The following is a 13,819-nucleotide window of genomic DNA, read 5'->3' as shown; positions in this document are numbered from 1 at the left end:
TCAGCCGGTGGTCAGTCGGTCAGCACCAGCCACTGGCCGCCGTCGATCAGCTCGCGGGCGGCGTCCAGGTGGCCGGCGTGGCAGGCCACCTCGACGACCAGGTGCAGCATCACCTCGCGCAGGCTGTGCAGCCGCCAGCTGCCGAACAGCTCGCCGGGCCACCAGGCCGGCGGGGCGTCCAGGTCGGTGGCGGCGATGATCGCATCGGCGCGGGCGATCTCGTCGCGGTAGGCCTGCACGACCGAGGCCGCCGGCACGTCGGCCGGCACCGTCCAGGTGGTGCCGGCCACCCGCCCCAGCTCCTCGATCGCCTCGCGCTCACCGGCGACGACGGCACGGAACCAGAACCGCTCCTCGTCCATCACCAGGTGCTTGACCAGCCCGACCGGCGTCCACCCCGAGGGCAGCGTCGCCCGGCGCAGCTGCTCCTCGTCCAGCGCGTCGACCACCTGGAGCACGTGCTCGCGTTGCATGGTCAGGTAGGACCGCAGCAGCTCCTTCTCGTCCATGCTCGGCGAGTCTGGCACCCGGGGCTGACAGGACGCCGCGCGCCCGGGTACAGAAGGACCATGAGCAGTCCCCTGGTGACCTACCTGCGCAACCACGAGGCGGCCGCCGGCGCCGGCCGCGACCTCTTCCACCGTGCCGCCGCGAGCCACCGCGAACGACCGTGGGGGGCCGACGTCGAACGTCTCGCCGGCGACGTCGACTCCGACATCGAGGCGTTGCGCCAGATCCTGCGCGAGGTCGGCGCCAGCCCCGACCACCTCAGCCGGACGGCGCTGCAGCTGGGTGAGCGGGTCGGCCGGCTGAAACCGAACGGCCGGGTGCTGCGCCGCTCCGCGCTCAGCGACCTGGTCGAGGTGGAGGGCATGCTGGACGCGGTGCAGGCCAAGGCCGAGGGGTGGCGCGCGCTGGTCGCTGCCGGGCTGTCCCGGGTCGGGGACGTCGACGTGGAGGCGCTGCTGCAGCGGGCCGAGGACCAGCGGGAGCGGCTGCGCGGGATCCACGCCCGGGTGGCCGCCGAGGTGCTCACCCGTTCCGAGCCCTGACGGCCCGCAGCCGGCTCAGCCGGCCAGGTGCTCGTGCAGCAGCCGGGTGAACTCGTCGGGGGAGGTGCTCGGCAGGTGGGCGCCGCCGTCGAGCAGCTCGAGCCGGGCCCCGGGGACGCGGGCCGCCGTCGCCCGGGCCCCCACGAGACCCGCGCGGTCCTCGCGTCCGCACACGACCAGGGTGGGTGCGCGCACCTTCGGCAGGTCGGCTGCCGGGTCCGCCCGTGCCAGGTCGGACAGCACCGCCCGCACCCGGTCCCGGTCCAGCCCAGCGCCGGGACGCGGCCGCGGAGCCAGTCCCACCAGGGCCCGCTGCAGCCGCAGCACCCACCGCGGCGGTGTCGGGGAGGGGGCGGAGAGCACCAGCCGGTCGACCAGGTCGGGATGGCGGCCAGCCACCCGCAGCGCCACCGTCGCCCCCAGTCCGTGCCCGACCAGTCGCAGCCGTGCGGCGCGGTGCTCCTCGGCCAGCGCGACCACCTGCCCGACCGCCTCGTCCAGGTCGAAGGGGCGGCGGTCAGTGGGTTTCAGCCCCGCCAGCCAGGGGACGGCCATCCGCTGCCCGGCGGGGAACGAGCCCACCTGCGGCTGCCATCCGGCCGGTGTGTCGCCGAGCCCGTGCAGGAGGACCAGCAGCGTCCTGGGCCCGGTGACCCCCGCGTCGCTCATCGCGCCATCCTCCCACCCCGCCACCGCCGGTCCCCGCCGCATGCCCCGACTGCCCCGACGCCCCGCGGTTCGAGGTGATCTCGGACGCCCGTGCACCCGGGATCACCTCGAACCGCGGGAGGAGGGGTGGGCGCGTCCGCGGGTCGAGGTGATGGCGCGCGCCAGAGCGTCCCTTATCACCTCGAACCAGCGGGGGATGGGGAGGAGGCGCGGGCAGCGGGTCAGGGGGTGAGGGGGGCGACGCTGATGCCGTCGGCGTCGACGTGCCAGTCGACGTCGGCCAGCGACTCCACGACGAGGTCGGCGCGCAGCTCGTGCCGCGGGGTGGTGGTGCAGACGGCCAGGGTCGCGCACCCGGCGGCCCGGGCGGCGGTCAGCCCGGCGGGGGCGTCCTCCACCACCAGGCACCGGGTGGGGTCGGCGCCGAGCCGACGGGCCGCGGTGAGGAAGGGGTCGGGGTGCGGTTTGCCGCGCTCGACGTCGTCCACCGTCACCACCACGTCGGGCCGCGGGATCGCACTCGCCTCGATCCGGACGTCGGCCAGCGGGCGGGTGCAGGAGGTCGCGATCGCCACCCGGGAGGCGGGCAGCGCGGCCAGCGTGTGCAGCGTGCCGGGCAGCGGGACCACGTCGTCGACGTCGGTCAGCTCCAGGGTGTTGATCCGCTCCAGGGCGCGGGCGTGGGCGTCCTCGGGCAGCAGCCGGGCCACGATGCTGGCGGCCGGCATCCCGTGGTTGCCGGCCAGCTGCTCGGCGGTGATGTCGTGCTCGGTCGCCCACGCCGTCCAGGCCCGGACCACCGCCGGGGTGGAGTCGATCAGGGTCCCGTCCATGTCGAAGATGACCGCCTCGAACCGCCGGCCGCGCAGACCGTCCGTCTGGTCACTCACCCTCGATCCTCCTGTCCCCGCCGTGCTCGCGCCGAGCCTAGTGGGCGCCGCCGCACGGGCACGACGTGTGCACGCACACCTCCCCCGCTCCCGCCGCTGCGCGGGATCCGGCCCCCGGAGGTGGCAGGCTCGGCTGCTAGCGTTCGCCTGAGTCGACTCCCGGAGGTGCCCCTGTGAGCGAGCAGCCCCCCAACGACCGCGGCGCGCAGCGTCCCCCCGTGGGTCCTGGCGCGCCGTGGAGCTCGGACGTCCCACCGTCCGAGCGGGCGGTCTCGCCGCACCCGCAGGGCAGCCCCGTCCCCAGCTCGGCCGCCACCCCGGTGAGCTCGCGCTGGGACGACGACGCCACCCGCAGCGCCGCCCCGCCGCCCGGACGTCCGGGCACCCCGTCCGGCCCGCCGCCCTCGGGCCCGCTCCCACCCGGTCCGGTCGGCACCCCCTCCCCGGGCGTCAACCCGTCCGCCCCGCCGCCCCGGCCCGACGTCCCCCCGGCCCCGGGACGCGGCCCGGTGCAGCCTCCCGCGGCCCGCGGCTACGAGCGCCCGGTCTCGCCGGCGGGCCCGGAGGAGGGCCTGCCGCCGGCGCAGGCGCCGCAGCCGCCGCTCCAGCGCGGGCCGGTCGGCGAGCCGTCCCCGGCCGGTCAGCCGGCGCCCGGCGATGCCTCGATCGACGGCGTGCGGGTGCCTCAACCCTCGCGCGGCGACGAGCGCGGGCAGAACCCGTCGCGCTACGGGGTCAACGACCTCATCCAGCAGCTCAACCCCGAGACCTCCCAGAAGTCGCGCAAGGGCTGGCGGGCCCGTCTCGGGCTCAAGCCCTCCCAGCGCGAGCTGGCCGAGATGCGCGACGACGAGTCGGTGCGGATGCCGTTCTCGCGACCGGTGACGATCATGGTCGCCAACCCGAAGGGCGGCGTCGGCAAGACCCCGACCACCCTCATGCTGGCCGCGGCGATGGGCGTCACCCGCGGTGGCGGCGTGATCGCCTGGGACAACAACGAGCTGCGCGGCACCATGCCGGACCGCTCGCTCTCCCCCCACCGCCGGACGGTCCGCGACATGCTCGCCGAGGCGGACTACCTGTCCAAGCCGACCGCCCAGTTCACCGACCTGTCCTACTACTTCAACCACCAGACGTCGGGGAAGTTCCACACCCTCGGCTCGGCCCAGACCTCCGGGCACGTGATCAGCCGTGAGGACTTCGAGACGATCCACAACATCCTGGCCCGCTTCTTCCAGGTGATCATCGTCGACACCGGCAACAACGAGGCCTCCCCCAACTGGCAGGCCGCGGCCGAGGAGGCCGACTGCCTGGTGGTGCCGACCAAGTGGCGCAAGGACTCCCTGATCCCCGCCGCGCGGATGCTGGAGACCCTGCAGGAGCTCAACTCCGACCTGCTCAACCGGACGGTCGTGGTCGCCACCAACGGGCCGATGGACAGCCAGCAGAGCGTCCGGGTCAGCGGGGCCCAGTTCTTCGGCAGCTACCCGATCGTGGAGATCCCGACCGACCCGCACATCGCCGAGGGCGGCGTGATCGACTACGGCAAGCTCGCCGACGGCACCCGACGGGCCGCGCTGGCGCTGGCCGCCGAGGTGGCGCGGTCGATCGAGCCGGTCGCCGGGCTCAGCCAGATGCGCGGGCCGGCCACCCCGCGGCGCAGCCTGGGCTGACCCCGGCACCATCCCGCCGGGGTGTGCGCTCACTCCTCCCGGCCCACGGACGTGAGGTGGGGCCGGTCCCCGGGCCGCTGGTCGGCGGCGGCGGGCCGGCGCCCGTACCCGGACGCGATCACCGCACCCGCCACCCCGACCAGGGCCGCGGCGACGAAGCCCAGACGGTAGCCGGTCATGGGCGCCGCCGAGGCGACCAGCGGCGAGACGGCGGCTAGCCCGAGCGCCTGACCCAGCTGGGCCGAGGAGTTCAGCAGTCCGGCCGCGACGCCGCGGTCGGCCTCCCCGACCGAGGCCGTCCCCGCAGTGGTCGAGGCGACCGACGCGGCCCCCAGCCCGGCCCCGGACACGGCGAAGGCCGCCAGCAGCAGGACGACCGGCACGCCCTGGGCCGGCAGCAGGAGCAGCAGCGCCGTGCCGCCGACGACCGCGACCGACCCGGTCAGCAGCACCAGCCGCACCCCCGCCCGCGCCAGCAGCACCGGTCCCAGCAGCGAGCCGCCGATCACGGCGAGGTTGAAGGCCGGGAAGAGCAGCGACCCGCGCGCCGGGGACAGCCCGGTGGTCTGCTGGACGTAGAGGACGGCGGTCAGCATCGCCGGCGTCGTGGAGCCGGTGAGGGTGGCGGCGGTCAGGTTGCCGACCACGACGCCGGGGGTGCGCAGCAGCCGTCCCGAGACGAGCGGGTCGGCGACCCGCCGCTCGTGCCCCACCGCGAGGACGAGGACGACGACCGCCGCCGCCGCGACGACCCAGCCCCCGACGCCGGTGAGGTGCTCGCCCAGCAGGGTGCAGCCCAGGCAGGCCAGTGCGATACCGGTGGTGAGCAGCACCGACCCGCGGAGGTCGAGCCGGCCCCTGGTGGAGCGGCTCCCCGGCTCTCGCGACGGGACCGGAAGCGCCGCACGGGCCAGCAGCAGGGCCACCAGACCGATCGGGACGTTGACGGCGAACACCCAGCGCCAGCCGGCCAGCTCGGTGACCAGCCCACCCAGCACCCAGCCGCTGGCCCCTCCACCCGCGCCGGCGGCGGTCCACCACCCCAGCGCCCTGCCGCGGGAGCGGGCGCCGCCGACCAGGGCGGACAGGGCCGACAGCGCGGCGGGCGAGAGCAGCGCGGCCCCCACCCCCTGCACGGCACGGGCGGCCACCAGCACCGCCGGTGACCACGCCAGCGCGCAGGCCAGGGAGGCGGCGGTGAACAGCACCAGCCCGGCCCGGAACACCCGCCGGGCGCCACGGGCGTCGGCCAGCCGTCCGCCGAGGAGGAGCAGCCCGGCGAGGACGACGGTGTAGGACGTCACCACCCAGCCGAGCTGCGCCGGGGGGAAGCCGAGCTCGTCCCCGATGGTGGGCAGGGCGGTCGCCACGATCGTCGCGTCCAGCACGACGACGAACTGCGCCACGCACAGCACCGCGAGCGCCACCCCGGTGTTTCCGGCTAACCGTCTCATGCTGGAAACACTGCCGCTGGCGCGTCGTCGCTGTCAACCAGTAAACTGGCAGACGATGGAAACAGTTGAGGAGTGGAGCTCGCGCCCGCCGCACATCCGCCCGCTGCCGGCGTTCGGCGGCCACCTGGCGCTGGACTTCGCCAACACCGTCGACGACCCCGAGGGCCCGGCGCGGTACGACCACATCGCCGACCTGACCGGCTACCTGGGGTGGGCCCTGCGCGCCGGGCTGCTCGACGAGCCCGCCGCCCGGACGTTGCGCTACCACGGCGAGCACCACCCGGAGCAGACCACCGACGCCCTGGCCCAGGCCGCCGCTCTGCGGGACGCCCTCAACGCGACCTTCGGCGCCGTCGTCGACCACGAGCCTCCCGACGCCGGCTGGCACCGGCTGCGCCCCTTCGTGCTGGACGCCCTGGAGACCGCCGACCTCGCCGTCGGGACGACCGGCGACCCGTCCGGCGGCCCGCTGCACTGGGGCGCCGACGACCTCGGCGCACCGATGCGCCCGGTCGCCCACGCCGCACTGCAGCTGCTGCACGCCCCGGAGCTGCGCCGGGTCAAGCGCTGCGCCGGCTGCCCGTGGCTCTTCCTCGACGCCTCCCGCAACGGCAGCCGGCGGTGGTGCTCGATGACCGACTGCGGCACCCACGCCAAGATCCAGCGCTACGTCACCAAGCGCGCCGCCTCGCGCGGACGCCCGCGCACCGGCTGACGGGGAGATCCGATTGTGAGTGAGCGCTCACTCATCTAGGCTCTCCGCCGTGACCCCTCGAGCCGCCGCCATGTCGCCCGACGAACGTCGGGAGGCCGTCGTCGCGGCCGTCACCCCGCTGGTGCTCGAACGCGGTGACGAGGTCACCAGCCGTGACATCGCCGCCGCGGCCGGGGTCTCGGAGGGCACCGTCTTCAAGGCCTTCGCCTCCAAGGACGCGGTGATCGACGCCGTCGTCGAGTCCCTGCTCGACCCCAGCGGCACCCTCGCCGAGCTCTCCCGGCTCGACCCGCAGACCCTCCCGGAGGCGGTCGCGGAGCTGACGGCCGTGCTGCACCGGCGGACCACCGAGATCGTCGCGCTGGTCTCGGTCCTGCAGCGGCGGGCCCGCCAGGCCCCGCAGCACACCCCGCACCAGCACGAGCTGCACCGCGAGCGCTCCGAGCGGTTGCTCGCGGGGCTCGAGGCCGTCCTCGCCCCGTTCGCCGACCGGCTGCGGGTCAGCCCGCGCACGGCCGCCTCGGTGATCCGCGTGCAGGCCTTCGCCACCGCCCACCCGATGCTCGCCGACAGCGCCCTCGACGACGTCGGCGTGGTCGCCGACCTCCTGCTGCACGGCATCGCCCGTCCCGACCAGAGGAACGCCCCATGCTGATCCGCCTGCTCCGCGCGCACCTGCGCCCCTACCGCGGTCTCCTGCTGCTGGTGGTGCTGCTGCAGCTGGTCGGCACGCTCGCCTCGCTGTACCTGCCCAGCCTCAACGCCTCGATCATCGACGACGGCGTCGCCCGGGGCGACACGGCCCTCATCTGGCGCACCGGTGGGCTGATGCTGGCCGTCTCGCTCGTGCAGATCGTCTGCTCGGTGCTGGCCGTCGCGGTCGGGGCGAACGTGGCGATGAAGTTCGGCCGGGACGTCCGCGCCGCCCAGTTCTCCCAGGTGCTCTCCTACTCGGCCCGCGAGCTCAACCAGCTGGGCGCGCCGTCGCTGATCACCCGGGCCACCAACGACGTCCAGCAGGTGCAGATGCTGGTGCTGATGACCTGCACGGTGCTGGTCGCGGCCCCGATCACCATGGTCGGCGGCATCGTGATGGCCCTGCGCGAGGACGTCGGGCTGTCCTGGCTGGTGGCGGTGGCCGTCCCGGTGCTGGCGGTGGCGGTCGGGCTGATCATCGTCCGGATGAGCCCGCTGTTCCGGGTGATGCAGACCCGCATCGACGGCATCAACCGGGTGCTGCGCGAGCAGATCACCGGCATCCGGGTGGTCCGCGCCTTCGTCCGCGAGCCGCACGAGGAGGAGCGCTTCGACGCCGCCAACGCCGCGCTGACCGACACCGCCACCCGGGTCGGCCGGCTGATGGCGGCGATGTTCCCGGTGGTCATGCTCATCCTCAACGTCTCCAGCGTGGGCGTGCTGTGGTTCGGCGCGCAGCGGATCGAGTCCGGGCAGCTGGAGATCGGCTCGCTGACCGCCTTCCTCACCTACCTCATCCAGATCCTCATGTCGGTGATGATGGCGACCTTCCTGCTCATGCTGGCCCCGCGCGCCGCGGTCTGCGCCGAGCGGATCACCGAGGTGCTGCGCACCGAGTCCTCGGTGGTGCCGGCGCGTGAGCCGCGCACCGAGGTGGAGGGCCGCGGCCACGTCCGGCTGGACGCCGTCACCTTCACCTACCCGGGCGCCAGCCAGCCGGTGCTGCACGCGGTCGACCTGGAGGTGCGCGCCGGGCAGACCACCGCGGTGATCGGCTCCACCGGCGCCGGCAAGTCCACCCTGGTCTCGCTGCTGCCCCGGCTCGTCGACGCCACCGGCGGCACCGTGGCGGTCGACGGCGTGGACGTCCGCGAGCTCGCGCCGGAGGCGCTGTGGGCCCGGATCGGGCTGGTGCCGCAGAAGCCGTTCCTGTTCTCCGGCACGGTGGCCTCCAACCTGCGCTACGGCAACCCCGACGCGACCGAGGACGAGCTGTGGCACGCGCTGGAGGTGGCTCAGGCCCGCGACTTCGTCGAGGCGATGCCCGACGGCCTGGACGCCCCGATCAGCCAGGGCGGCACCAACGTCTCCGGCGGTCAGCGCCAGCGGCTCTCCATCGCCCGGGCGCTGGTGAAGAAGCCCGAGATCTACATCTTCGACGACTCCTTCTCCGCCCTCGACGTCGCCACCGACGGCCGGCTGCGGGCCGCGCTGGCCGCCGAGACCGCCGATGCGGCCGTGATCATCGTCGCCCAGCGGGTGTCCACCATCCGCGACGCGGACCAGATCGTCGTGCTCGAGGACGGTGCCGTGGTCGGCCTCGGCACCCACGAGGAGCTCCTCGAGACCAACGACACCTACCGCGAGATCGTCGACTCCCAGCTCAGCGCCGAGGAGGCCCTGGCATGACCGCACCCCAGCGCCCCGGGCCCGCCACCGAGCCGACCGGGAACGGCGACGCCCCGCTCAAGGCCCCGCCGCGCCCCCAGCACCGCGGCGGCGACGGCTTCCTGGGCGGCCCCCGCGCCGCCGAGCAGGCGATCAGCTTCGGCCCCTCGCTCAAGCGGCTGACCGCCCGGCTGCGGCCGGAGGGCGCCATCATGATCGGCACCATCGTGCTGGCCCTGGTCGGCGTGGCGATGAACGTGGTCGGGCCCCGCATCCTCGGCCTGGCCACCGACGTCATCTTCACCGGCGTGATCGGCCGCCAGCTGCCCGCGGGCGCCACCCAGCAGCAGGTGGTCGAGCAGCTGCGGGCGTCGGGGCAGGACACCTTCGCCGACCTGGTCAGCGGGCTGGAGGGCCTCGTCCCCGGCCAGGGCATCGACTTCGGCCGGCTCGGCGGCGTGCTGCTGCTGGCGCTCGGCTTCTACCTGCTCTCCTCGCTGCTGCTGCTGCTCCAGGGCTACCTGCTCAACGGTGCCGTCCAGCGCACCGTCTACCGGTTGCGCCGCGACGTGGAGGCCAAGATCAACCGGCTGCCGCTGCGCTACTTCGACAACCAGCCGCGTGGTGAGCTGCTGAGCCGGGTGACCAACGACATCGACAACGTCTCCCAGACCCTGCAGCAGACGCTGAGCCAGCTGCTCACCGCGCTGTTCACCGTCATCGGCGTGCTGGTGATGATGTTCGTGGTCTCCCCGCTGCTGGCGCTGATCGCGCTGGTCACCATCCCGGTCTCCATGGTCGTCACGGTGCTCATCGGCAAGCAGTCCCAGAAGCGGTTCGTGCAGAACTGGAAGTCCACCGGTGAGCTCAACGCCCACATCGAGGAGGTCTTCACCGGGCACTCGCTGGTCAAGGTGTTCGGCCGGCAGAAGGAGGTCGAGCAGGTCTTCGCCGAGCGCAACGAGGAGCTGTTCCGGGCCGGCTTCGGCGCCCAGTGGATCAGCGGGCTGATCATGCCGCTGATGATGTTCATCGGGAACCTCAACTACGTGGCGATCGCCGTGGTCGGTGGGCTGCGGGTGGCGTCGGGCTCGATGAACCTGGGTGACGTCCAGGCCTTCATCCAGTACACGCGGATGTTCACCCAGCCGATCACCCAGGTCGCCTCGATGGCGAACCTGCTGCAGTCCGGGGTGGCCTCGGCCGAGCGTGTCTTCGAGGTGCTGGACGCCGAGGAGCAGAGCCCGGAGGCGTCCGGCGAGCTCGCCGTGCCGGAGCGCACCGGCCGGGTGGTCTTCGAGGACGTCACCTTCTCCTACTCCCCCGACACCGAGCTGATCACCGGGCTCGACCTGGTCGCCGAGCCCGGGCAGACGGTGGCGATCGTCGGCCCGACCGGGGCCGGCAAGACCACCCTGGTCAACCTGATCATGCGCTTCTACGAGCTGGACGGGGGCCGGATCACGCTGGACGGGGTGGACATCGCCTCGGTGCCGCGGCACCGGCTGCGCGCCGGCGTCGGCATGGTGCTGCAGGACACCTGGCTGTTCCACGGCACCATCCGCGACAACATCGCCTACGGACGTCCCGACGCGACCGAGGAGGAGATCGTCGCGGCCGCCGAGGCCACCTACGTCGACCGGTTCGTGCACTCGCTGCCCGACGGCTACGACACGGTGATCGACGAGGAGGGCTCGAACGTCAGCGTCGGGGAGAAGCAGCTGATCACCATCGCCCGGGCGTTCCTGGCCGACCCGGCGCTGCTGATCCTGGACGAGGCGACGAGCTCGGTCGACACCCGCACCGAGGTGCTGGTGCAGCAGGCGATGCGCTCGCTGCGCACCGACCGGACGTCCTTCGTCATCGCCCACCGGCTCTCCACCATCCGCGACGCCGACCTCATCCTGGTGATGGAGCGGGGCGCGATCGTCGAGCAGGGCACCCACGAGCAGCTGCTGGCCCGCCGCGGCGCCTACTTCGACCTCTACAACGCCCAGTTCGCCGCCGCGATCCCGCTGGAGGAGCCGGTGGTGCAGACCGGGGAGCCGCCCGTCGCCGCCAACGCCACCTCCCCCACCCCCACCGCCACCACCTGACTCACCCGGGGGGTGGGGGAGGGCGGGTGCGTAGCGGGATGCGCGGCGGGTAGTGCCCCGACGACCCGACGACGTGAAGGAGACCCGTGAGCGACGCCACCGACATCCTGCGGACCGCCTACGACAACATCGCGACCGCCGTCGAGGGTGCGGTCGAGGGCCTGGACGCCGAGCAGCTCGCCACCCGGCCGTCCCCGCGGGCCAACACGATCGCCTGGCTGGTCTGGCACCTCACCCGCGTGCAGGACGACCACGTCGCCGAGGTGGCCGGCCGGGAGCAGGTGTGGACCGCCGACGGCTGGGCCGCGCGGTTCGGGCTGCCCTTCGACCCCGCCGAGACCGGCTACGGCATGGGGGTGGACGACGTGGCCGCCGTCCGTGACGTCGACGCCGCGCTGCTGACCGGCTACCACCACGCGGTGCACCAGGCCACCGACGCGTACCTGCAGACGCTGGGCCCGGACGACCTCGACCGCGTGGTCGACGAGTCCTACGACCCGCCGGTGACACTGGGCGTCCGGCTGGTCAGCGTGGTCACCGACGACCTGCAGCACGCCGGACAGGCGGCCTACCTGCGCGGCCTGCTGACCGAGGAGGAGTGATGGCGGACTTCAGCAAGGGCGACAAGGTGTCCTGGAACACCTCGCCGGGCAAGACCTCCGGCACGGTGGTCGAGAAGAGGACCAAGGAGTTCCACTTCGAGGGCCAGAAGTTCAACGCCAGCGACGACGAGCCCTACTACGTGGTCGAGTCGGAGAAGACCGGTGCGCAGGCGGCCCACAAGGGCAGCAGCCTCGACAAGGGCTGAGGCCGCGGATCTGCGACCAGGGGACTACTGGTGCCCCGCGCAGCGCGACGTAGGCTCGCTGGTATGAGGCGCCTCACCCGCTGGATCCCCGCCCTGGCCGCACCGCTGCTGGTGGTGGGAGGAGCCGTCGCCGTCCCGCTCGTCGCGGACGCCGACCCCGGTCTGCCCGACCGCACGCCCGAGCAGGTGCTCGAGCTGATCGCCACCGCCGACGACACCTCCTTCTCCGGCACCGTGGAGCAGACCTCCGAGCTGGGCCTGCCCGAGCTGCCCGAGCAGCTGGACCAGGGCGGCGGTGGGTCGGTCACCGACCTGCTGACCGGCACCCACACCGCCCGGGTCTTCGTCGACGGCGACAAGAGCCGCGTCCAGGTGATGGACCGGCTGGCCGAGCGGGACGTCGTCGTCGACGGCGAGGACGTCTGGCTGTGGTCCTCCGCCGACCAGACCGCGGTGCACACCACCCTCCCCGAGCACGAGCGCAGCGGCCCGGTCACGGACGGGGGCGCCACCCCGGCCGAGGTGGCCGACCGGCTGCTCGAGGCCGCCGGACCGAGCACCGACATCCAGGTCACCGACACCGCCACGGTCGCCGGCCGCGCCGTCTACCAGCTGACCCTGGACCCGCGCACCGACGAGACCCTGGTCGACGCCGCCACCCTGTCGGTCGACGCCGAGACGGGGATGCCGCTGGCGGTGACCATCCGCGCCGTCGGCCAGACCGAGCCCGCCTTCCAGATCGGCTTCACCGAGATCGACTACGCCACCCCGGACGCCGACCTGTTCGAGTTCACCCCGCCCGCCGGGGCCGAGGTGGTCGAGAAGACGCTGCCCGAGCACGACGGCCCGGCCCGCGACCGGGACGAGGGCGCCGACCGCGAGGGTCCGGAGCCGGTCGTCACCGGCCAGGACTGGGCGACCGTCGTCGAGCTGCCCGTCGGCGAGGTGCCCGAGGGCGCGATGGTGCAGCAGCTGACCGTGCCGGTCGAGGGCGGCCGCGCGCTGCAGACGTCGCTGGTCTCGGTGCTGCTCACCGACGACGGCCGTGTGCTCGCCGGCGCCGTGCCGGTCGACACCCTGGTCGCCGCCGCCCGGTGAGCCCGGACGACCCGACCCCCACCGACCCGTCCGACCTCGCGATCGAGACCCGTGGCCTGACCAAGGTCTTCGGCGCTCAGAAGGCCGTCGACGGGGTCGACCTCGCGGTGCCGCGGGGGTCGGTGTTCGGCTTCCTCGGGCCCAACGGCTCGGGCAAGACCACCAGCATCCGGATCCTGCTCGGGCTCTCCGCGGCGACCTCGGGCGAGGTGCGGGTGCTCGGGCGTCCCGTCCCGGAGAAGGCTGCCGAGGTGCTGCCGGCCGTCGGCGCACTGGTCGAGGGTCCGGCGTTCTACCCCTTCCTCTCCGGCCGGGACAACCTCCGCCGCCTCGACGCCGCCGACCCCACCACCTCGCCACGCACCCGGCGCGCCCGGGTGGAGGAGGCGCTGGAGCGCGTCGGCCTGGAGCACGCGGCGAGCAAGAAGGCCCACGCCTACTCCCTCGGCATGAAGCAGCGGCTCGGGCTGGCCAACGCGCTGCTCTCCCCACGCGAGCTGCTCGTGCTGGACGAGCCGGGCAACGGGCTGGACCCGCAGGGCTCGCGGGAGGTGCGCGGGCTGATCCGCTCGCTGGCCGAGGCCGGCACCACGGTGTTCGTCTCCAGCCACCTGCTGTGGGAGGTGGAGCAGATGTGCAGCCACGTCGCGGTGATGAGCGCCGGCCGGCTGGTCTGGCAGGGCCCGCTGGACCGGCTGCGCGCCGAGGGTGCCGTGCAGGTGCGGGTGCGCACCCCCGACGTGGCCGAGGCCCAGACCGCGCTGACCGCCCTCGGGCTGCGTCCGGAGACCGCCAGCCCCGGTCTGCTGGTCGCCGCGCTGGGTGAGGACGTCGTCGTCGAGCAGGTGGTGGCCGCGCTGGTCCGGGCCGACGTCCGCGTCCGTGGCGTCGAGGTGAGCGGCGAGACCCTGGAGGACCGCTACGTCGCCCTCACCGGCGAGGGCTTCGACGTCGCCGGCTGAGCCCCGCTGCGCCGTCGACCCGCCGGTTGGCGCGAGGA

At 74.0% G+C, this 13,819-nt stretch carries 14 protein-coding genes; 10 read left to right on the top strand and 4 right to left on the bottom strand.

What is annotated here, in order from left to right; translation table 11 throughout:
• Window positions 1–11: 11 nt before the first annotated feature.
• The gene (locus DT076_RS08135) at window positions 12–509 is read right to left on the bottom strand and encodes a mycothiol transferase (RefSeq protein WP_114126154.1); all 498 of its coding nucleotides are present in this window, start codon (window positions 507–509) and stop codon (window positions 12–14) included.
• A gap of 60 nt (window positions 510–569) precedes the next feature.
• Here DT076_RS08135 and DT076_RS08130 point away from each other — a divergent pair, with 60 nt between their 5' ends.
• Window positions 570–1,052 carry a hypothetical protein gene (locus DT076_RS08130; RefSeq protein ID WP_114126153.1) on the top strand — a complete coding sequence of 161 codons (483 nt, stop codon included), beginning with the start codon at window positions 570–572 and terminating at the stop codon, window positions 1,050–1,052.
• Between the two features lie 15 nt (window positions 1,053–1,067).
• Here DT076_RS08130 and DT076_RS08125 read toward each other — a convergent pair whose 3' ends face one another.
• Complete coding sequence (locus tag DT076_RS08125; RefSeq protein ID WP_158548078.1) at window positions 1,068–1,721, bottom strand: alpha/beta fold hydrolase; 654 nt, start codon at window positions 1,719–1,721, stop codon at window positions 1,068–1,070.
• A gap of 221 nt (window positions 1,722–1,942) precedes the next feature.
• On the bottom strand, window positions 1,943–2,611 hold the full coding sequence (locus DT076_RS08120) for an HAD-IA family hydrolase (RefSeq protein ID WP_233493786.1): 669 nt from the start codon (window positions 2,609–2,611) through the stop codon (window positions 1,943–1,945).
• A 173-nt stretch (window positions 2,612–2,784) separates the two neighbouring features.
• Between DT076_RS08120 and DT076_RS08115 the strand changes: the two genes are divergently transcribed.
• On the top strand, window positions 2,785–4,284 hold the full coding sequence (locus DT076_RS08115) for a hypothetical protein (RefSeq protein WP_114126151.1): 1,500 nt from the start codon (window positions 2,785–2,787) through the stop codon (window positions 4,282–4,284).
• A gap of 29 nt (window positions 4,285–4,313) precedes the next feature.
• On the opposite strand, the gene DT076_RS08110 is transcribed toward DT076_RS08115, so the two are convergent.
• A complete protein-coding gene (locus tag DT076_RS08110; RefSeq protein ID WP_114126150.1) occupies window positions 4,314–5,738 on the bottom strand; it encodes an MFS transporter in 1,425 nt (474 codons plus the stop codon).
• A gap of 55 nt (window positions 5,739–5,793) precedes the next feature.
• On the opposite strand from DT076_RS08110, the gene DT076_RS19895 reads away from it, so the two are divergent.
• The 8 genes from DT076_RS19895 (at window position 5,794) to DT076_RS08070 (ending at window position 13,781) form a co-directional block, all read left to right on the top strand.
• A complete protein-coding gene (locus DT076_RS19895) occupies window positions 5,794–6,453 on the top strand; it encodes a CGNR zinc finger domain-containing protein (RefSeq protein ID WP_233493784.1) in 660 nt (219 codons plus the stop codon).
• 49 nt (window positions 6,454–6,502) lie between these two features.
• Complete coding sequence (locus tag DT076_RS08100) at window positions 6,503–7,108, top strand: TetR/AcrR family transcriptional regulator (RefSeq protein WP_147264103.1); 606 nt, start codon at window positions 6,503–6,505, stop codon at window positions 7,106–7,108.
• Entirely contained in the window at window positions 7,102–8,838 is a 1,737-nt protein-coding gene (locus tag DT076_RS08095) for an ABC transporter ATP-binding protein (RefSeq protein WP_114126148.1), read from the top strand. Before DT076_RS08100 ends, DT076_RS08095 begins: the two co-directional genes overlap by 7 nt.
• Window positions 8,835–10,913: an ABC transporter ATP-binding protein gene (locus DT076_RS08090; protein ID WP_114126147.1), complete on the top strand. Its 2,079-nt coding sequence runs from the start codon at window positions 8,835–8,837 to the stop codon at window positions 10,911–10,913. The genes DT076_RS08095 and DT076_RS08090 overlap by 4 nt, the downstream gene beginning before the upstream one ends.
• An 86-nt stretch (window positions 10,914–10,999) precedes the next feature.
• Entirely contained in the window at window positions 11,000–11,515 is a 516-nt protein-coding gene (locus DT076_RS08085) for a mycothiol transferase (RefSeq protein ID WP_114126146.1), read from the top strand.
• Window positions 11,515–11,721, top strand: a complete 207-nt coding sequence (locus DT076_RS08080; protein WP_114126145.1) for a hypervirulence associated TUDOR domain-containing protein — start codon at window positions 11,515–11,517, stop codon at window positions 11,719–11,721. The genes DT076_RS08085 and DT076_RS08080 overlap by 1 nt, the downstream gene beginning before the upstream one ends.
• Before the next feature lie 63 nt (window positions 11,722–11,784).
• Entirely contained in the window at window positions 11,785–12,819 is a 1,035-nt protein-coding gene (locus DT076_RS08075) for a LolA family protein (protein WP_114126144.1), read from the top strand.
• The gene (locus tag DT076_RS08070; RefSeq protein WP_114126143.1) at window positions 12,816–13,781 is read left to right on the top strand and encodes an ABC transporter ATP-binding protein; all 966 of its coding nucleotides are present in this window, start codon (window positions 12,816–12,818) and stop codon (window positions 13,779–13,781) included. Before DT076_RS08075 ends, DT076_RS08070 begins: the two co-directional genes overlap by 4 nt.
• Window positions 13,782–13,819 lie beyond the last annotated feature (38 nt).

The organism is Desertihabitans brevis, from assembly GCF_003327535.1.
Classification (GTDB): domain Bacteria; phylum Actinomycetota; class Actinomycetes; order Propionibacteriales; family Propionibacteriaceae; genus Desertihabitans; species Desertihabitans brevis.
Note: the sequence above shows the minus strand (reverse complement) of the source record. Positions and strands in the feature narration are given on the sequence as shown.